The sequence below is a fragment of the Streptomyces jeddahensis genome (assembly GCF_001642995.1).
Taxonomy (GTDB): domain Bacteria; phylum Actinomycetota; class Actinomycetes; order Streptomycetales; family Streptomycetaceae; genus Streptomyces; species Streptomyces jeddahensis.
Genome location: NZ_LOHS01000038.1, coordinates 35,354 through 53,581, shown reverse-complemented (window position 1 = coordinate 53,581; position 18,228 = coordinate 35,354). Strand labels below are relative to the sequence as shown.

Genomic DNA, 18,228 nt, shown 5'->3' with positions numbered 1-18,228 from the left:
CGGGGCTTTTACGCGCTTCCGGTCCCGGGTAAGGTTAGGTTAGCCTCACCGACGAGATCGGGATGGCACTCGACGATCCCGTCCGTCATCACCGGGGAGGTGAACCGCGTGTACGTCTGCAGCTGCTTCGGTGTGACCGAAGCGCAGGTGAAGGACCACGCGGCCTCCGGTGCCTGCACACCCCGGCAGATAGCCTCGGCCTGCAAGGCCGGTACGGACTGCGGGTCGTGCGTACGTCGTATCCAGGCGCTGCTGGGGCGGGGCGCCTGCCCGCGTCGGGACCTGCTCGAACAGCAGGACGAGCCGACGACGGCTGTCCTGTCCGCCGAGGCCGCCTGAGCCCCTGCGGAGGGCGCTCGAGCTGGGAGCGGCCGACTCAGTCGCTCGTCGACGACGGCTGGTGCTGTTCGATGACCGTGGAGATGTACAGCGCTTCGCCCAGCTTCTCGATCAGGTCCAGCTGGGTGTCGAGGTAGTCGATGTGGTGCTCCTCGTCGGCGAGGATCATCTCGAAGATGTTGGCCGACGTGATGTCCCCCTTGGCCCGCATGACCTCGATCCCGCGCCGGAGACGGTCGATCGCCTCCACCTCGACCTGCTTGTCGGCCTGGAACATCTCCGTGAGCGTCTGGCCGACCCGGACGTGGAACAGCCGCTGGTAGTTGGGCAGGCCGTCGAGGAAAAGGATGCGGTCGGTGAGCGTCTCGGCGTGCTTCATCTCGTCGAAGGACTCCGCACGGGTGTACTTCGCGAGCTTCCACCAGCCGAAGTTCTCCTGCATCTTCGAGTGCAGGAAGTACTGGTTGATCGCCGTGAGCTCGGCGGTCAGCTGCTCATTCAGGAACTCGAGGACCTCGGGGTCGCCCTGCATCGCAGAGGCTCCTTCCCAGTGTGTGACGGGCCATATGGCGCGCATCCTTGCACCGCTGCGGTAGGTCGTCCAGTAAGTGCACGCTTAGTGGGAGTTGTCCGGAATCGACGCGGGGCCGGTCAATTGCACTCCCTCCCGTCTGTCAGGATGGAGGCATGGGTCATCCGTCGGGTCGCGAATCTCGGGAAGCAGTGCAGTCCGAGCTGCCACCGGGACAGCGACTGCAGAAGGGCTGGCCGGTCACGCACTACGGTCCCGTACCCAAGTTCCGGCCCGAGCGCTGGGAGTTCCGGGTCTTCGGCGCCACCGCCGACGGGGACAAGCACTGCTGGACCCACGAGGAGTTCTCGGCCCTCCCGTACGCAACGGTCGTGGCCGATCTGCACTGCGTCACGAAGTTCAGCATGCTCGGCGCCGAATGGGGCGGCGTCCCGGCCACGACCGTCCTGGAGCTCGCGCCGCCCGCGCCCGATGTCACCCATGTGATGGTCTGGGCGGAGTACGGCTTCAGCTCGAATCTGCGGCTGTCCGACTTCATGTCCGACCGGACGATCTTCGCGACACACAAGGACGGCGAGCTCCTCACCGCCGAGCACGGCTTTCCGCTGCGGCTCATCGTGCCCCATCTGTACGCCTGGAAGGGGCCCAAATGGGTCCGCGGCGTCGAGTACATGACCGCCGACCGGCGCGGCTTCTGGGAGGAGCGCGGCTACCACAACATCGGCGACCCCTGGCGAGAGCAGCGCTACTCGTACCAGGAGGAGCCCGGGGACGGCCCCGAGCTCTGACTCACCGGCGGCCACTCACCGGCCTCGGATCGGTCAGCCGTCCCGGAGCTTCTTCAGGCGCGCCACGTCCGCCGCGTGGCCCTCCTTGCGGCCCGGTGTCTCGATGACCAGCGGCACCCCCTCGGTCGCGGGGTGGCTGAACAGCTCGCGGAACGGGTCCTCGCCTATGTGGCCGCTGCCGATGTTCTCGTGACGGTCCTTGTGGGCCCCCACCACATCCTTCGAGTCATTGGCGTGGATGAGGCGGAGACGCCCCTCGCCGACCGTGTCCACCAGCCGGTCGAGGGTCTGCTTCATCCCGCTCGGTCCTGCCAGGTCGTGGCCCGCCGCGAAGACATGGCAGGTGTCCAGGCAGACACCGAGCTTCGGGTGGGCGTCGAGAGCCTCGAAGTACGGGCCGAAATCCCAGGTGCGGGAGCAGAGCGAGGCGCCCTGGCCCGCGGTGGACTCCAGCAGCAGATACGGATCGTCGTCGTGGGTCAGCTCGTCGAGCAGCGGCAGCATGTGCTCGCGTACCTGCTTGAGGGCGACGGCGCGGTCGCGGCCACCGGTTGCCGAGCCGGTGTGCACGACGACGCCCAGCGCGCCGATCTCGCGGCCGCGGCGCAGCGAGTGCCGCAGCGACTCCACGGACCGCTCGACCGTCGCCTCGGTATGCGAACCGAAGTTGATCAGATACGGGGCGTGCACGTACGCGGGCACCGACTCGGCGGCGCAGGCCGCGCGGAACTCCTCGTCCTGCCTCGCGTTGCCGACGGGCGTCGCCCAGCCGCGCGGATTGGCGACGAAGACCTGGACGGTCTCGGCGCCGATCTCGCGCGCGTACGACAGACCGACGGTGGAGAGGCCGCCGGCCACGGGGACATGGCTGCCGACGGGATTGCGGGACTGCTGGGTTGTCACACCCCTCAGGGTGTCATGGGGCTGGGCGTGGTCCGGCAGCGGTGGTAGGAACGGGCGCCCAAAAGCGGGGGCCCGTGCCCGTCAGCCGATCTTGATGGTGATCGTCGAGCCCTTGGGGGCCTCGTCGCCGCCCTCCACCGACTGGCTCTTCACCGTGTCGCCGAAGAGCCCGAACAGTCCGCGGTCCTCCCTGACCTGGAACCCGGCGTCCTCGAGCTTCTGCCGGGCCTCGTCCACGCTGTCGCCCACCACGTCGGGGACCTCGACCATCACCGGGCCCTTGGAGATCGTGAGCGTGATCGTGTCGCCCTCCGCGACTTGGCGGTCCGCGGCCGGCGACTGCCTCGCCACCAGGCCCGCGTCGAACTCGGAGTTCACCTGGGCAGAGGCGATCTTCACCTTCAGGCCCTCGTCCTCCAGGTCGGCGGTCGCGTCCTCGATCGATTCGCCCGTGACGTCGGGCACGTCCACGGGCCTGCCCTTGCTGACGGTCAGCGCGACGGCCGAGCCGGCCCGGCGCACGATGCCCGCCGACGGCTCCGTACTGATCACGGAGCCCCTGTCGATCTCCTCGCTGAACGCCCGGGTGACCATGCCCGGCTCGAGCCCGGCGTCCTTCAGCTCGGACTTCGCCTGCGCCAGCGGCAGGCCCTGCAGATCGGGGACCTGCACGGTCTCCGGGCCCAGCGAGATCGTCAGCGTCACGCCGTCGTTGTGGCGGATGCGCGCGCCGGCCGTGGGGTCGCTGCTGATGACGGTGCCGCGCGTGACGGTGTCGCTGTACTGGCGCTTGACGCCGTTCACCTCGAGACCGGCGTCCGCGAGCCGCTCCCTGGCCTGCGCCTCGGTCTTCGTCAGCAGCGGCGGCACCTTCGTGAACTGGCCGGAGTTGATGTACCACACGCCGGCGCCGAGCCCCAGCGCCAGCAGCACCGCGGCGATCACCGCGAACATGCCGCGCCGGCCGCCTCCCGTACGGCGTGGAGCAGCCGGGGGCGGGCTCTCCAGCCGGCTCGTGCGGTTGAGTACGGCTTCGTCGGCGTCGTCGTTCACCGGCAGCGGCCGCGCCACGGACAGCCCGCGGGGAATCACGCTCGTACGGTCACCGGAGATGTCGCGCCCGTCATGCCCGTCGCCACGGGCGCCCGGCGGCACCGCGTCCAGCTGCTCGTCGGTGAGCCCGGCCCGCGCCTCCCGGAGGCTCGCCAGCAGCGCCACCGCGTCGTGCGGGCGCACCTCGGGCGTACGGGCGGTCGCGGACGCGACGAGTTCGTCGAGCGCGTAGGGCAGGCCCGGCACGGCGGCCGACGGCGGCGGCACGTCCTCGTTGAGGTGCTGGTAGAGCACCTGGGCCGGGGAGTCGCCGGAGTGCGGCTTGCCGCCGGTCAGCATCTCGTAGAGGACGACACCGCACGCGTACACGTCGACGCGCGGGTCCGCGGTGCCGTGCTCGATCTGCTCCGGCGCGAAATACGAGACGGTGCCGAGCACGGCTCCGGTGGTGCTGGTCACGGTGTCCACGGCCCGTACGAGCCCGAAGTCGGCGACCTTGACCCGTCCGTCGTCCCCTATGAGCACGTTCTCCGGCTTCATGTCGCGGTGCACGAAGCCGGCGCGGTGCGCGGCGCCGAGGGCGGCCAGCACCGGCTCCAGGATGTCCAGCGCGGCCCGCGGCTGGAGGGCCCCGCGCTCCCGCAGCACGTCACGCAGGGTGCACCCGGCGACGTACTCCATGGCCAGGTAGACGTAGCCGCCGTCCGTGCCCTGGTCGTAGACGCCGACCACATTGGGGTGCGAGAGGCGCGCCACCGACTTCGCCTCACGGATGAAGCGCTCGACGAACGACCCGTCGGCGGCGAGCGCAGGGTGCATCACCTTGAGCGCGAGGACGCGGTCGAGGCGGGTGTCCACGGCCCGGTAGACCGTGGCCATCCCGCCGACCGCGATACGGGCGTCGATGCGGTACCGGCCGTCGAGCACCTGCCCGACGAGGGGGTCCTGAAGGGTCGTGTCCACGGAGGCGAGTCTACGAGCCGGGACTGTCAGCCCCCGCCCGCTGCGGGACTTCCGAGCATGGAATGCAGCACAGCTGTGACTGTTCCCGCAGCGCCTGAAGGGGCGCCCCTTCAGGGGCGCGGGGCTGTATCGATATGCGGCTCCGCCGCGTGGGCGCGACCAGCCACGGCGGCGCCGCAGATAACGGACGGCACATCGCGGCACTCCCAGCGGAGCGCCTTGCGCCCCGCTAGAACGCGGGCCGCTCCGGGTCCAGCCGGGCCATCCCCTCCGTGGGGGATGACGCCTCGGCGAAGTGGCGCCGCGGGATCCGCCCCGCCCGCCGCGCCAGGCGCCCCGCCTCCACGGCATGCCGCATGGCCTCGGCCATGAGCACCGGCTCCTGGGCCCGGGTGACGGCTGAGGCGAGCATCACACCCGCGCACCCCAGCTCCATCGCCAGCGCCGCGTCCGACGCCGTCCCGGCCCCCGCGTCCAGAATCACCGGCACGCGCGCGTGCTCCACGATCAGCTGGAAGTTGTGCGGATTGCGGATGCCGAGGCCGGACCCGATGGGCGAGCCGAGCGGCATGATCGCCGCGCAGCCGACGTCCTCGAGCTTCCGTGCGAGGACGGGGTCGTCGTTCGTGTACGGCAGGACGGTGAAGCCGTCGTCGACGAGCGTCTCGGCGGCGTCCAGGAGCTCGACCGGGTCGGGCAGCAGCGTGCGCTCGTCCGCGATGACCTCGAGTTTCACCAGGTCGGTGCCGAGGGCCTCGCGCGCGAGGCGGGCGGTCAGCACGGCCTCGCCTGCGGTGAAGCAGCCCGCCGTGTTCGGCAGGACGCGGATGCCGAGCCGGTCCAGGACGGACAGCACCGAGCCGTGGACGCCCGGGTCGACGCGGCGCATGGCGACCGTCGTGAGCTCCGTACCGGACGCGACGAGGGCCCTCTCCAGGACGTCGAGGCTGGGCGCCCCGCCGGTGCCCATGATCAGGCGGGACGAGAGGGACAGGCCGCCGATGACGAAGGGGTCGTCTGCCATGAGTCTGATCAACCTCCCTGGACTGCGGTGAGGACCTCGACGCGGTCCCCTGCGGTGAGCGCGGTCGTGGGCCACTCCGCGCGCGGAACGACGGTTTCGTTGAGGGCGGCGGCGACGCCGGACGGCGCGGTGGTGAGCGTGGCGACGAGCGCGCCGAGTGCGGTGCCTGCGGGGACCTCCCGCGGCTCACCGTTGACCGAGATGCGGATCGATGTGGTGGCCGGGCGGTTCATGCGGGCTGCTCCGTGAAGGCGGCCGGCTCCGTGATCGACTCCGTGGCCGACACCGTAGGCCCCATGAGCGGGTTGCCATCCGGGCCGAAGCGGGTGGGCGTGAAGGGGCGTGCTTCTTCGGGCAGTTCGCCGGTCGTCAGCGCGTGCGCCAGCACATCACCGGTGACCGGCGTGAGCAGCACGCCGTTGCGGTGGTGGCCGGTGGCCAGCAGCAGCCCGGGCAGGGCCGACGGGCCGAGCAGCGGCGCGTTGTCGGGGGAGCCGGGCCGCAGCCCGGCGCGCGTCTCGGTGAGCGGCAGCTCGGTGATGCCGGGCACCAGCTCGTGCGCGTCGCGCAGCAGCTCGTACACGCCGCCCGCGGTCACCGTCGTGTCCCAGCCGAGCTCTTCGCTGGTCGCGCCCACCACCAGCTCGCCGTTCTCGCGCGGCACCAGATAGACCTGGCTGCCGCGGACGACGGCGCGCACCGTACGGCTCAGGAACGGCCCGTACCGATCCGGCACGGTCAGCCGCAGCACCTGCCCCTTCACCGGCCGCACGGGCGGCAGTACGTCGTCGGGGACCCCGTCGAGCCTGCCGCTGAGGCTTCCCGCGGCGAGCACGACCTGCCCGGCGCCGAGCCGTGTGCCGTCGGCAAGGACGACGCCGGCAGCCCGGTCGCGTACCACCGTCAGCCGTTCCGCCCACAGCCGGTGAAAGGTCACCCCGGCCCGCTCGCAGGCCGTGAGCAGCGCCCTTGCGAGGCGTCGCGGATCGACCTGGTGGTCGCCGTCGACCCTGAGCCCCCCGCGCACGCCCGGCGCGAGCATCGGCTCCAGGCGTCGGCACTCGCGCCCCGTGAGCCATTCCGACTCGAGGTCGCACCGGCGCTGCAGGGCGTGCAGTTCCCGCAGGTGGGCGCGGTCGTCGGCGTCCAGAGCGACGGCGAGGGTGCCCGACCGGCGGTAGCCGAGGTCCTGTCCGGTCGCCTCGGTGAGCTCCGCGGCGAAGTCCGGGTAGCGGCGCGCGGATGCGAGGTTGAGGCCGAGCAGCGTCTGCTCGCCGTAGTGCAGTTCGGTGACGGCGGCGAGCATGCCTGCGGCCACCTGGGCGGCCCCGCCGCCGGGCTCGGGGTCCACGACGGCGGTGGACAGCCCGCGCTGCGCGGCCCGCCAGGCCGTCACGAGCCCGATGATGCCGCCGCCGACCACGAGGACGTCGGGCGAGGAACCGGGATCGGCTGATTCCGGCGAATCGGCAGATGAACGGGCGGATTCTGGTGAAGTGTGCACATCGCGTGCTGGCATGGGCGTCGAGCCCCTCCCTTCGCCGGCATGACCCGGATCAGGTTCGTACGGTCGGAGGCCGTCCCAGCCTCCCTCTCAGCCCGGTACGTCCGGGCTCCCGCGAGTACGGTGGCCACCCTAGCCTTTCGTCCCGCGCCTCAGTAAGGGAGCCTCCGCCCATGGCACGCCCGTCCGTACGGTCCCTCGACGGTCTCGTCCTCGCCCCGGTCGCCGACCAGGCCCCCGGTCAGGTCGGTACGCGGACCCGGTTCACGTACCACGAGAAGGACGGTGAGATCTGGGCGGAGTACGCGGGCGGCGACGTCGTGCGCGGCCATCTGGTGGGTACGCGTGAGGGCGACCGCCTCGACTTCCGGTACGTGCAGCTGAAGCGGGACGGCACGACCTCCTCGGGCCACTGCGTGTCGGCCGTCGTCGAGCTGGCGGACGGCAGGGTGCGGCTGGAGGAGACCTGGGAGTGGGAGTCGCAGGACGGCAGCGGGACAAGCGTCGTGGAGCAGATACCGGCCGAGGAAGGTGCAGCACAGGCCCGCTGACTGACACGACGTCAGTTGATTATGGTGATCGGGTGAGCGAGCAGACCCCGGCGGGCAGCCGGACAGCACAGGACGCCCCGGGTGGGCGCTCCGCGCAGGCGCACCGCCGCGTCGTGATCGTCGGCGCGGGCATGGCCGGCGTGCAGACCGCCGTCGCACTCCGCGAGCAGGGCTTCGCCGGCGAGATCGTCCTGATCGGCGCGGAGCCGCACCAGCCGTATGACCGGCCGCCGCTGTCCAAGGCCGTGCTCCTGGGCAAGGCGGAGAGCTCCGCCTTCGACGTCGACTTCGAGGCGCTCGGCCTCGAACTGCACCTGGGCCGCGAGGTCACCGGACTGCGGCCGGCCGAGCACGAGCTGGACACGGAGCAGGGGCCCGTCCCGTACGACGTACTGGTCGTGGCCACCGGCGCCGAACCCATTCAGCTCCCCGGTGCGGAGGGCGTCCCGGGCGTCCACCTGCTGCGCACCCTGGATGACGCCGAGCGGCTGCGGCCCGTACTGGCCGAGCAGCACGACATCGTGGTCGTCGGCGCGGGCTGGATCGGCGCGGAGTTCGCCACGGCCGCGCGCGAGGCGGGCTGCTCGGTGACCGTGGTCGAGGCCGCCGACCGTCCGCTCGCGGGGGCGCTGCCCGCCGAGGTCGCCGCGCCGATGGCGGCCTGGTACGCCGACGCCGGCGTCGAACTGCGCACCCACGCGCGCGTGGAGCACGTCGAACCCGGAGCGGTCGTCCTTGCGGACGGCACCCGGCTGCCCGCGGGGGCCGTCGTCGTCGGCATCGGCGCGCGGCCCGCCACGCGCTGGCTGGAGGGATCCGGCGTCGAGCTGGGCTTCCACGGGGAGATCGTGACGGACGACCACCTGCGGACCTCGGTGCCCGACGTGTACGCGGTCGGCGACTGCTCCTCCTTCCCTTCGGGAAGGTACGGAGAGCGCCTCATGGTCCACCACTGGGACAACGCCCTCCAGGGGCCGCGCACGGTAGCCGCCAACATCATCGGGGCGACCCCCGAGACGTACGACCCCGTGCCCTACTTCTGGTCGGAGCAGTTCGGCCGCTTCGTGCAGTACGCGGGGCACCACGCGGCCGCCGACGCGCTGGTGTGGCGCGGCGACCCCTCCGGAGCCGCCTGGACGGTGTGCTGGCTCCGCGACGAGCGGCTCGTGGCACTCCTGGCGGTAGGCCGCCCACGGGACCTCGCGCAGGGCCGCAGACTGATCGAGGCGGCAACCCGCATGGACGCAACCCTGCTGACGGACCCGTCCCGCCCCCTCAAGGCTGCGACCGCCTGAACGTACCCGATGTGGACTGGCGTCCCGCACCGCTGTGGGCAGCCGTTGCGCACACCGTTGTGGGCAATCGTTCCGCAGGGCTGGGGGCACCTCCCAGCGGTAGCTGGGGGAGGGTGGGCACAACCCACGACGGTGGGCGCCCCTGCGTCGTACGGGACCCCCGTGCCGGGCGACGCGCCCACGTCCGCGCGCAGCGAATCCCGCACCGTACGCCCCGCTCAAAAGCGCCCCCGCCGGCACGGCGAGCCCCCGCTGGGAGGCGCCCAGCTTCCGAGTGTCAGTCCGGGATGGCAGGCTTGTCCCGTGACCGAGATTGACACAAAGATCGATGCTCTCGTCCCCGCCTGGCTCACTCTCCCCGACATCGCCGAAAGGATCGGTGTCGAGGTGACGCGTGTCCGGCAGCTGGTCAAGGAGGGCCAGCTGATCGCGGTGCGCCGCGGTGAGAACCGGGCACTGCACGTGCCTGCCGCCTTCATCGACGGAGACAAGGTCGTCAAGGGCCTGACCGGCACCCTGACGCTCCTGCGGGACGACGGCTTCACCGACGAAGAGATGCTCGAGTGGCTCTTCACCCCCGACCCGAGCCTGCCCGGCACGCCCGCCCAGGCCCTGAGCGAGAATCGCGGCACGGAGGTGAAGCGCCGCGCGCAGGCGCTCGCCGTCTGACACCTGGGCTCCCGAGTCCGGGGCCACCGCGCCCGGGGCCCGGGAGCCCGCGGCCCGTAACCTGATCGCCGCCACTCCGCCACACCGCCGCACCACCGTCACGGGGGACACGTACGCCATGAACGAAACCGCCGACCCGGCCACCGCCCCCGCGGCCGCACTGCGGGCGCAGCTCGCCGACGCCCGGGTCTACCTCTGCACCGACGCGCGCAAGCGCCAGGGGGACCTCCCGGAGTTTCTCGACGCCGTCCTCGAGAACGGCGTCGACATCGTGCAGCTGCGCGACAAGGGCATGGAGGCCGGTGAGGAGCTGGAGCACCTCGCCGTCTTCGCCGACGCCTGCCAGCGGCACGGCAGGCTCCTCGCCGTGAACGACCGTGCGGACGTCGCCCACGCCATCGGCTCCGACGTGCTGCATCTGGGCCAGGGCGACCTGCCCGTCCCCGCCGCTCGCGCGATCCTCGGGGACCGCGTCCTCATCGGCCGCTCGACGCACGCCGAGCCGGAGGCCGCGGCTGCAGCCGTCCAGGACGGAGTGGACTACTTCTGCACGGGCCCGTGCTGGCCTACGCCCACCAAGCCGGGCCGGCACGCACCCGGCCTGGACCTCGTGCGTTACACGGCGTCGCTCGGCACGGACCGGCCGTGGTTCGCCATCGGCGGCATCGACCTGGGCAACCTGGACGAGGTGCTCGACGCGGGCGCCCGCCGGGTCGTCGTCGTACGCGCGATCACCGAGGCCGACGACCCGGCGGATGCCGCGGCGGAGTTCGCGAAGCGACTGCGGGCCGCCTGACCAGCATGCCGTGATCGATCCCGCGTGACGCGACCGGCGTGATCGAAACCGGCCGATCCGGGGTGTATGCCGTCCGATACGTGGACAACAGCCCGACAAAAAGGGCAAATCACCCTGCTCCGGTTGGGGGACCGCCGGGGCCTGGCTAACCTGCGGGTATGGCCCTCGGAACCGCGTCCACCAGGACTGATCGCGCACGGACCGTGCGCGACATGCTCGCCACCGGCAAAACCACGTACTCGTTCGAGTTCTGGGCGCCGAAGACCCCGAAGGGCGAGCGGAACCTGTGGAACGCGCTGCGCCGCATCGAGGCCGTCGCACCCAGCTTCGTCTCCGTCACCTACGGTGCGGGCGGCTCCACGCGCGCCGGCACCGTGAAGGCGACCGAGCAGATCGCCGCGGACTCCACGCTGACCCCGGTCGCCCACCTCACCGCGGTCAGCCACTCCATCGCGGAGCTGCGCAACATCATCGGGCAGTACGCGGACGCCGGGATCCGGAACATGCTCGCGGTCCGCGGCGACCCGCCCGGCGACCCGATGGGCGACTGGATCCCGCACCCGCAGGGCCTGACCTACGCGGCCGAGCTCGTGCGGCTCATCAAGGAGTCCGGCGACTTCTGCGTGGGCGTCGCGGCCTTCCCCGAGATGCATCCGCGGTCGGCGGACGAGGACACCGACGTGCAGCACTTCGTCGACAAGTGCCGCGCCGGCGCCGACTACGCGATCACGCAGATGTTCTTCCGGCCCGAGGCGTATCTGCGGCTGCGGGACCGGGTCGAGGCCGCGGGCTGCACGACCCCGATCATCCCGGAGGTCATGCCCGTCACCAGCGTGAAGCAGCTCGAACGGCTGCCGCAGCTCAGCAACGCCGTCATCCCGGACTCTCTGAAAGAGCGGATCCTCACAGCGAAAGACGATCCGGCCGCTGTACGCTCCATTGGCATCGAGTTCGCAACGGAGTTCTGCGCGAGGCTGTTGAGCGAAGGCATCCCGGGACTGCACTTCATTACCCTCAACAACTCCACGGCGACGCTGGAAATCTACGAGAATCTGGGCCTGCACCACCCACAGGCCTAGACCGGCCGCAGCCGGACGGGCGGCGGCCCAGGGAGAGGGGCGTACATGGGCTGGACGGTCCTCTACATCGCATTCGGCATCGTCGCGCTGTGGCTGCTCGGCGAGGTGCTGCTGCAGTACAAGGCGCGGCTTCGCTGGCGGCTGCTGGCCTTCGTCGGCTTCCTCGGGGTCGTCCTCGGCGTGCTGATCCCCTCGGTGGTGGTCATCGGGATCGGTGCGGCCGCCTTCGCCGTCGGACAGACGTACGTCACGCTCTCGTTCCGCCGCGGCTTCTCGACCGGCTGGGCGCTCAGCGGCGTACCGGGCGTCAGCAAGCGCCGCGAGGAGGAGCCGCCGTCCCGCCAGGAGCCGACGCTCGAGGTGTCCGGCCTGGAGGCGGAGGAATCCGCCGAGCACGGCTTCGGATACGCGGAGGGGGACGCCGACATCCCGGCCCCCGCACAGGCGGCCGAGGGCGCCTTCGCGTATGCGTACGCGGGCGACGGAACGTACCAGCACCAGCAGCCGGGCGACGGAACGTACCGTCAGGGCGGCGACGAGACGCACGTGTACGAGCCGCTGCCGATGCCCGACGACACCGGCCAGTACGGCGTGTACAGCGACCCGAACTCGGCGGCATACGAGCCCGCCGCGTCCGCGCAGCAGACCGCCGGCTACGGCTATGACGGCTACGGCGGTTACGGCCAGCAGCAGTACGACTCGTACGGCGACCAGCAGCAGTACACCGGGTACACCGACCCGTACGCCGCGACCGGCACGTACGGCGGCCAGCAGCAGTACGACGCATACGGCCAGCCGTACGGACAGGGTGGGTACACCCAGGATCCGTACGCGGCTTCCGCATACGGCTCGGAGACGCCGCCGGGTGGCGTGTGGGTGCCCCAGCAGCGCGATGGCGACCAGCAGCAGTACGGCGGTGAACTGCCGCCGGAGCAGGGCTATCCGCAGGAGGAGCAGGGCGGTTACGACACCGGGTACAACCAGCAGTACCGCTACTGAGCTCCGGCGCGCCCGGCGGCTGCCCCGCCCCGAAGCCGGGCGGTCACTGCGAACCGAAGCCGGGCGGTGTCACTGTGAACCGCGGAAGTCCGGTCCCTCCACGATGAGTCCGGCGACGAGCGCGCCCGACATGCCCGCGTGCGGCAGCCCGCCGCCCGGGTGCGCCCAGCCGCCCACCGCGTAAAGCCCCGGTATGCGTGTGCTGTTCGACGGGTGCAGCAGGCGGCCGCCGGCCGAGGCGAGCGCGGGCGCAGGCACGGAGCCGCCGTCGGCGCCCGTGGCCGCGGCGACGTCGGCCGGGGTGCGCACCTTGTGCCACAGAAGCCGGTCCCGCACGCCGGGAACCGCCCGCTCAGCGACCGTCAGAACCCGGTCCACATCGGCCTCCGAGAACTCCGCGTGCGCCGGGACCGTGACGGTCAGGGTCACCGCCTCGTGCTCCCCGTCCGGCACCAGAGCCGGGTCGCCGGGGCGCAGCACCGTCACGGTCGGCGAGGCGGCGAGAGCGGGCCGCGGTCCGAACAGGAGGTCGAGCTCGCCCTGGCGGTCGCCTGCGTGCACCACCGTCCGGTACGCAGTGCCCTCGGGGCGGCCGCCCCGCAGGGCGAGCAGCACCGTCAGCCGGCTCGGCAGCCCGGCCTGCGGCGGAACCTCGCCCGCCGCCCGGATCGGCGGCCCTGGCAGCAGGCCGTCCAGCACCTCCGGCGCGACGCCCGCGACCACGAAGTCGGCGTCCTCGGCCGACCGGTCGGACAGCTCCACGCCCGCCGCGCGGCCGTCCTTATCGACGACCCGGACCACCTCCGCGCCGAAGCGGAACTCCACCCGCCGGGCCAGACACCGCTCGTACACCGCCTCGGCCAGCGCTCGCGGTCCGCCGCGCACGGACCAGACGCCGAAGGTCTGCTCCATGTACGGCAGTACGGCCGCGCTCGCAGGTGCGGTGCGCGGATCCAGGCCGTACGCCAGGGCATAGTGCTCCAGCAGCGCGCGCAGCCGCGGCTCGCCGCCCAGCTCCAGCTCCGCCACCTCCGCCAGCGTCGTCGCCACCCGGTCCCTGCGCAGCAGGCGCCGCTGCACGACCGCCGGATACGGCTCGCGGTCCGCCAGCACCTGCCAGTTCGGCCACAGCGGCTCTTCGAGCAGCGGGCGGCGCGAACGGTCCCAGGCCTCACGGGCACGGTTCATGAACGCCGCCCAGCGCGCCCCCGCACCCTCGCCCAGCGCGGCGTCCAGCGCCTCACCGACACCCGCGCGTGACGCGTTCGGCAAGGACACCTCGGTGCCGTCCGCGAAGACGTGGCGCACCGCGGGCTCCACCTGCGTCAGCTCGACGCACTGCTCCAGGGCCTCCTTGCCCGTCTTGAGGAACAGATCGCGGAACACCGCGGGCAGCTGCAGCAGGCCCGGGCCCGTGTCGAAGGCGAAGCCGTCGCGCTCGACGCGGCCCAACGCCCCGCCGAACGTCGCCGCGCGCTCGTACACCACCACCCGGTGGCCCGCGACGGCCAGCCGGGCAGCAGCCGCCATGGCGCCCATCCCAGCGCCGATCACCGCAATCCGTGCCATGTCAGGGACTTTATCCGCCCCCACCGACAGTCCCGTCCGGCGGCCGCCGATGGCCCGGCCCGCGGCGGGGGAGTGACGGGGCGAGTACGGGAACGGACGCCGTGGTCACCAGTCGGCAGGGCTCGCCCCTGAGGGTGAGCACACATGTCTGAGTATCCGTACCTAGGCGGTGAGTTGAGTAGGTATGCGGATGGGCTGCGACCTGCGCAGACGGAAGAGTGGGGGCACGGAAAGGGGCGCCGGCGCCGGTACCGCCGACACGGGGCGGCGGAACGGTGCGGCGCCCTTGGCCGCTCCTCCTTCGCAGGCCGGACGAGCACGGGACGGGGAACCGGAGGGGGAAGGGACCGGGGGAACGGGGGACGGGGAACCGGGAAACGGGGAACGGGGGAAGCACGGGGGATGCGCCGGTCCGGTGAGGTCTCAAGGGGGATGAGGTCGCGCCGGACCGGCGCCTTTCGTCGGGTCGGCTCAGCGACTCGTCGGATCGGCTCAGCGTCGGCCGGCCACGCGCCCCTGCAGCAGCCGGGACAGTGCGGCGTGGACGTCGTCGAGCGAGCGCGCGGGCTGGAACGCCTTCCAGTCCAGCGCGGCCACCAGCACCATCCCGAACAGCGCCGCCGCCGTCAGCGGGACGTCGATCTCCTCGCTCAGCTCGCCGCTGTCGACGCCGTCGCGCAGCACGCGTTCCACCACCGCGACGGCCTCCTGGCGCAGCACCATCAGCGTGGACTGCCAGGCCCGGTTGGTGCGCCACAGCTCGGCCACGTACAGCTGCGTGAAGGCCGGATAGCGGTCGATGAAGACGAGCCCCGCGCGGACCATCGCGTCCAGGGCGTCGACCTTGCTGCCGCCGCCCTGCGCGGTCTTGTCCGCCGACTCCCGAAGGGAGGCGGTCAGGAGGCCGACGCCGTGCCGCAGCAGTTCCTCGAAGAGGACCGACTTGCTCGCGAAGTTGTAGTAGACCGTGCCCTTCGCGACCCCGGCCCGTTCGGCGATCTCGTCCACGGTGGTCGCCGAGAAGCCCTGTTCGGCGATGAGGCTCACGGCCGCCTCGTAGAGCTTCTGCCGGGTGGCCTGGCGCCGCGTTCCGCCGCCGTCCGCGGATCTGCCGCTGCCTCCCGGGGCCCTGCTGCCGTCCACGGCGTTGCCGCCGTCCATGGCCTTGGTGCTTTCCATGGCCTTGATTCTCACAGGCTCAGCTCCGGGTGCAGCCGGTCCAGCGTCCAGACCTGCCTGCGTCGCGCGGAGACCGCGGTGAGCGCGAGAGCCCCCGCCGTGAAGGCCGCGAGCACGGCGCACGCCTGCCACACGGGGCCGAGGCCGCCACCTGTGATCAGCCTTCTGAGCGCCTCGACGACGTAGCTCATGGGCAGGAAGGGGTGGAGCGTGTTGAAGAACTGCGGGCTGGTCTGTACGGGGTACGTACCGCCCGCCGACGTCAGCTGCAGCATCAGGAGGGCCAGGACGAGGATGCGCCCGGCCGGCCCGAAGCGTGCGTTCAGCCACTGCACGATCGCCGCGAAGCACCCTGTCACCAGGCACAGGAAGCCCACGGTCCCGGCCGCCCGCACCATCTCCAGGCCCAGCCCCCAGTGCAGGACCGACATGAGCGCGGCCGTCTGCAGGACTCCCAGCGCGGCCACCGGCAGCCAGCCCGCCAGCGTGATGCGCCACGCGGAGGCGCCCACGGCGAGCGCACGCCGGTTGAGGGGCTGGATCAGCATGTACGCCACCATCGCGCCGACCCAGAGGGACAGCGGAATGAAGTACGGGGCGAAGCCCGTGCCGTAGTTGGGTGCCTTGTGCAGCGACTGTGAGGCCAGCTGGACCGGGTCGGACATGACCGCGGTGCGCTGGTCGCGGTCCTGCTTGTCGTAGTCGGGGATCCGGGCGGCGCCGTCGTGGAGGCCGCCCGCGAGTTCTCCGGAGCCGTCGGCGAGCTTGAACAGGCCGCCGTCGAGGTCGCCGGCGCCCGTCTTCAGCTCGCCGACGCCCGTGTCGAGATCGGCAGAGCCGGACCTGGCGGTGGTCAGGCCGGAGTGCAGTGCCGCGGCGCCCTGGGCGACCCTGGCGGCTCCCCGGTTGAGCTGGTTGATCTGGGACACGGCCGTGTCGAGGTCCTCGTCGAGGTGCGGTGCCGCCTCGGCCAGTGCGTTCGCCTGCTTCTGCAGCGTCGCGAGGTCCTTGCCGAGGGCGCTGACGTCGCCGTCGTAGCCATGCACCACCGTGTTGACGTCCTCGGCGAGCCTCGCGGCATCGGCGGCCGCGTCCCGCGCCTTCTTCAGATCCCCGCACGCCGGGTCGGCCACCAGTGCCTTCTCGCAGCGCCTCTCGTAGACGGCGTCAAGGGCCGCGGACGCCTCGCGGGTGCCCGCCTCGGCGAGCGGCGCGGTCCTGACGAACGTGTCCAGATGGCCGCGGACCACGCCCGCCGAGTCCGCGACGATCCGCGCGGTGTCCGCGATCGTCTTTCCGTTGGCCCTGAGGAGCGGACGCACCTGGTCAGCGGCCGTGTTGACCTTGTCGGCCAGCTTCTGAGTGCCGGCCGCGACCTGCTGCGAGCCGTCCTCGAGATCGCCCGCGCCCTTGTCGAGCTTCCGGATGCCCTCGGCCAGCCTGGAACTGCCCCCCTTGGCGTCCTTCAGCCCGTCCGCGAGATCCTTCGCCCCCTTCTTCGCCTTGCCGATCCCGCTCTCGAGGTCGTCGGCTCCCTCGGCGGCCTTCACGGTCGCGTCGTGGATGTCCGAGAACGAGATGAAGATGCCGTCCAGGAACGACCGCGAGGCGCTGGCGGAGGCCGCCGAGCGCACCTCGGAGAAGACCGTCCGGGAGATCTGCCCGACGATGTAGTTGTTCGCGTCGTTCGTACGCACCTGAAGGGCGCCGGTCTCCGGGCCCGAGCCGGAGCGGGAGCCGGGTCTGGAGGCGGTGGCGGCTGCGGTGTCGGCGCTGGAGGCGATGCGCCGGCTGAAGTCGGCGGGCATCGTCAGCGACAGATAGTAAGTCCCGTCCTCGACACCCTCGCGAGCCTCGGCGGCACTCACCTCGTGCCACTGGAACACCTCGCTGTCCAGCAGCTTCCCGGCGATCTCGTCGCCCGCCGCGACCGTCCTGCCGGAGACGGTCGCCCCCTTGTCCTCGTTGACGAGCGCCACGGGTATCCGGTCCAGCCGGCCGTACGGATCCCAGAACGACCACAGATACAGCGCGCCGTACAACAGAGGCAGTAGGAGCAGCGATGCGAGCGCCGCGCGCGGGAGCCGTCCCCTGCGGAAGCGCCTCAGCTCAAGCGCGGCCAGCTTCGGCGAGCGCATCCGCCGTCTCCTTCTCGTCGTCGGCCATGTCGGTTCGGTCGGAGGGCGCGGGCGCGCTGCTCGGGGCCGTGCGCGGGTTCTCCGTGCGGCTCGCCGTGGACACGGTCTGCACGTCCTCGGGGGCCTCGCTGCACACCGCCACCACCGTGGTCCCCGCCTCGGCGATCGACCGCAGCAGCGCCCAGGCCTCTGCGCGTTCCGCGTCCGAGAGCTTCAGGTCCGTGTCGTCGACGCCCAGCACGCCCGGCCGGCCGATGAGTGCGAGCGCCAGCGACAGCCGCAGTGCTTCCAGCCGCTCCAGATCCCGTACGGCCGTGGGCGTGCCCTTGGGCAGAGCCGACGTGTCGAGTCCGGCGGCAGAGAGCGCCGACTCGATCCGCAGCCGCACCTCGGCCGCCCTCTCGGCGCGCGGTCGCAGCAGGGATCGCAGCAGTGCCCGCAGCGAGCCGTCGTAGCGCCGCTGCAGCAGGGTTCGCTCGCTCAGGTGTTCCGCGACGGTCAGGGAGGGGTCGAGATCCGTCACCCCGGGTACCGGGCCGAGCGCGCTGATGCGCCGCACCGCCGCCATCTGCTTCGGCAGCCGGAACCGTCCGACGGACGCCCGGCCCTCGGTCGGCCTCATGCGCCCGGTGAGCGTGAGCAGCAGGCTGGTGCGGCCGGAGCCGGACGGGCCCTCGATCGCGATCAGCGCCCCGGGCTCCGCGTCGATGTCGACACCCCGGTACGCCCAGCCGCGCGGGCCCCGGAGCCCGAGCGCCTGGGCCTTGACGGCCACCCCGACCCCGTGCGGAACGTCCACCGTTTCCCCCATCGAGACCCCTCGAACTCGCTCGGTCTTTTGAACTGA

General features: G+C 71.9%; 18 protein-coding genes and 1 riboswitch. Of the genes, 8 read left to right on the top strand and 10 right to left on the bottom strand.

The genetic code is table 11. The features are described 5' to 3' along the window. The first annotated feature begins 99 nt into the window (after nt 1-99). Nucleotides 100-339 carry a (2Fe-2S)-binding protein gene (locus STSP_RS05090; RefSeq protein WP_078066892.1) on the top strand — a complete coding sequence of 80 codons (240 nt, stop codon included), beginning with the start codon at nt 100-102 and terminating at the stop codon, nt 337-339. Between the two features lie 37 nt (nt 340-376). Here the strand turns inward: STSP_RS05090 and bfr are convergent, their stop codons facing one another. After that, nucleotides 377-871, bottom strand: a complete 495-nt coding sequence (bfr, locus tag STSP_RS05085) for a bacterioferritin (RefSeq protein ID WP_067272600.1) — start codon at nt 869-871, stop codon at nt 377-379. A 155-nt stretch (nt 872-1,026) separates the two neighbouring features. Here bfr and STSP_RS05080 point away from each other — a divergent pair, with 155 nt between their 5' ends. After that, nucleotides 1,027-1,659 carry a sulfite oxidase-like oxidoreductase gene (locus STSP_RS05080; protein WP_067272597.1) on the top strand — a complete coding sequence of 211 codons (633 nt, stop codon included), beginning with the start codon at nt 1,027-1,029 and terminating at the stop codon, nt 1,657-1,659. A 33-nt stretch (nt 1,660-1,692) separates the two neighbouring features. Here the strand turns inward: STSP_RS05080 and STSP_RS05075 are convergent, their stop codons facing one another. From STSP_RS05075 to thiO, 5 genes are all read right to left on the bottom strand, one after another. Then, a complete protein-coding gene (locus STSP_RS05075; RefSeq protein ID WP_067272595.1) occupies nt 1,693-2,562 on the bottom strand; it encodes a deoxyribonuclease IV in 870 nt (289 codons plus the stop codon). Nucleotides 2,563-2,643: 81 nt separating this feature from the next. Beyond that, complete coding sequence (gene pknB / locus STSP_RS05070; protein ID WP_067272594.1) at nt 2,644-4,578, bottom strand: Stk1 family PASTA domain-containing Ser/Thr kinase; 1,935 nt, start codon at nt 4,576-4,578, stop codon at nt 2,644-2,646. A 229-nt stretch (nt 4,579-4,807) separates the two neighbouring features. Continuing rightward, a complete protein-coding gene (locus tag STSP_RS05065) occupies nt 4,808-5,602 on the bottom strand; it encodes a thiazole synthase (protein ID WP_067272593.1) in 795 nt (264 codons plus the stop codon). Between the two features lie 8 nt (nt 5,603-5,610). After that, nucleotides 5,611-5,811, bottom strand: coding sequence for a sulfur carrier protein ThiS (gene thiS, locus STSP_RS05060; RefSeq protein ID WP_067272641.1), 201 nt, complete (start codon nt 5,809-5,811; stop codon nt 5,611-5,613). A gap of 20 nt (nt 5,812-5,831) precedes the next feature. After that, a complete protein-coding gene (gene thiO / locus STSP_RS05055) occupies nt 5,832-7,121 on the bottom strand; it encodes a glycine oxidase ThiO (protein ID WP_078066890.1) in 1,290 nt (429 codons plus the stop codon). After that, nucleotides 7,119-7,232: riboswitch (TPP riboswitch) on the bottom strand. Its footprint overlaps the gene before it by 3 nt. Nucleotides 7,233-7,279: 47 nt before the next feature. Between thiO and STSP_RS05050 the strand changes: the two genes are divergently transcribed. From STSP_RS05050 to STSP_RS05025, 6 genes are all read left to right on the top strand, one after another. Then, complete coding sequence (locus STSP_RS05050; protein WP_067272591.1) at nt 7,280-7,657, top strand: hypothetical protein; 378 nt, start codon at nt 7,280-7,282, stop codon at nt 7,655-7,657. 32 nt (nt 7,658-7,689) lie between these two features. Then, on the top strand, nt 7,690-8,952 hold the full coding sequence (locus tag STSP_RS05045) for an NAD(P)/FAD-dependent oxidoreductase (RefSeq protein WP_078066889.1): 1,263 nt from the start codon (nt 7,690-7,692) through the stop codon (nt 8,950-8,952). A gap of 303 nt (nt 8,953-9,255) precedes the next feature. Then, entirely contained in the window at nt 9,256-9,621 is a 366-nt protein-coding gene (locus STSP_RS05040) for an Rv2175c family DNA-binding protein (protein WP_067272589.1), read from the top strand. A gap of 118 nt (nt 9,622-9,739) precedes the next feature. Next, a complete protein-coding gene (thiE, locus tag STSP_RS05035) occupies nt 9,740-10,417 on the top strand; it encodes a thiamine phosphate synthase (protein WP_067272588.1) in 678 nt (225 codons plus the stop codon). 158 nt (nt 10,418-10,575) lie between these two features. Continuing rightward, nucleotides 10,576-11,496 carry a methylenetetrahydrofolate reductase [NAD(P)H] gene (metF, locus tag STSP_RS05030; RefSeq protein WP_067272586.1) on the top strand — a complete coding sequence of 307 codons (921 nt, stop codon included), beginning with the start codon at nt 10,576-10,578 and terminating at the stop codon, nt 11,494-11,496. Nucleotides 11,497-11,541: 45 nt separating this feature from the next. Continuing rightward, a complete protein-coding gene (locus STSP_RS05025) occupies nt 11,542-12,495 on the top strand; it encodes an SCO2102 family sporulation regulator (RefSeq protein WP_067272585.1) in 954 nt (317 codons plus the stop codon). 69 nt (nt 12,496-12,564) lie between these two features. On the opposite strand, the gene STSP_RS05020 is transcribed toward STSP_RS05025, so the two are convergent. The 4 genes from STSP_RS05020 to STSP_RS05005 form a co-directional block, all read right to left on the bottom strand. Beyond that, nucleotides 12,565-14,064: a phytoene desaturase family protein gene (locus STSP_RS05020; protein WP_067272583.1), complete on the bottom strand. Its 1,500-nt coding sequence runs from the start codon at nt 14,062-14,064 to the stop codon at nt 12,565-12,567. A gap of 492 nt (nt 14,065-14,556) precedes the next feature. After that, nucleotides 14,557-15,225, bottom strand: a complete 669-nt coding sequence (locus tag STSP_RS05015) for a TetR/AcrR family transcriptional regulator (protein ID WP_067272637.1) — start codon at nt 15,223-15,225, stop codon at nt 14,557-14,559. A gap of 29 nt (nt 15,226-15,254) precedes the next feature. After that, complete coding sequence (locus STSP_RS05010; RefSeq protein WP_067272582.1) at nt 15,255-17,381, bottom strand: YhgE/Pip family protein; 2,127 nt, start codon at nt 17,379-17,381, stop codon at nt 15,255-15,257. Continuing rightward, nucleotides 17,353-18,192, bottom strand: coding sequence for an ATP-binding cassette domain-containing protein (locus STSP_RS05005; RefSeq protein ID WP_067272580.1), 840 nt, complete (start codon nt 18,190-18,192; stop codon nt 17,353-17,355). Before STSP_RS05005 ends, STSP_RS05010 begins: the two co-directional genes overlap by 29 nt. Between the last annotated feature and the right edge of the window lie 36 nt (nt 18,193-18,228).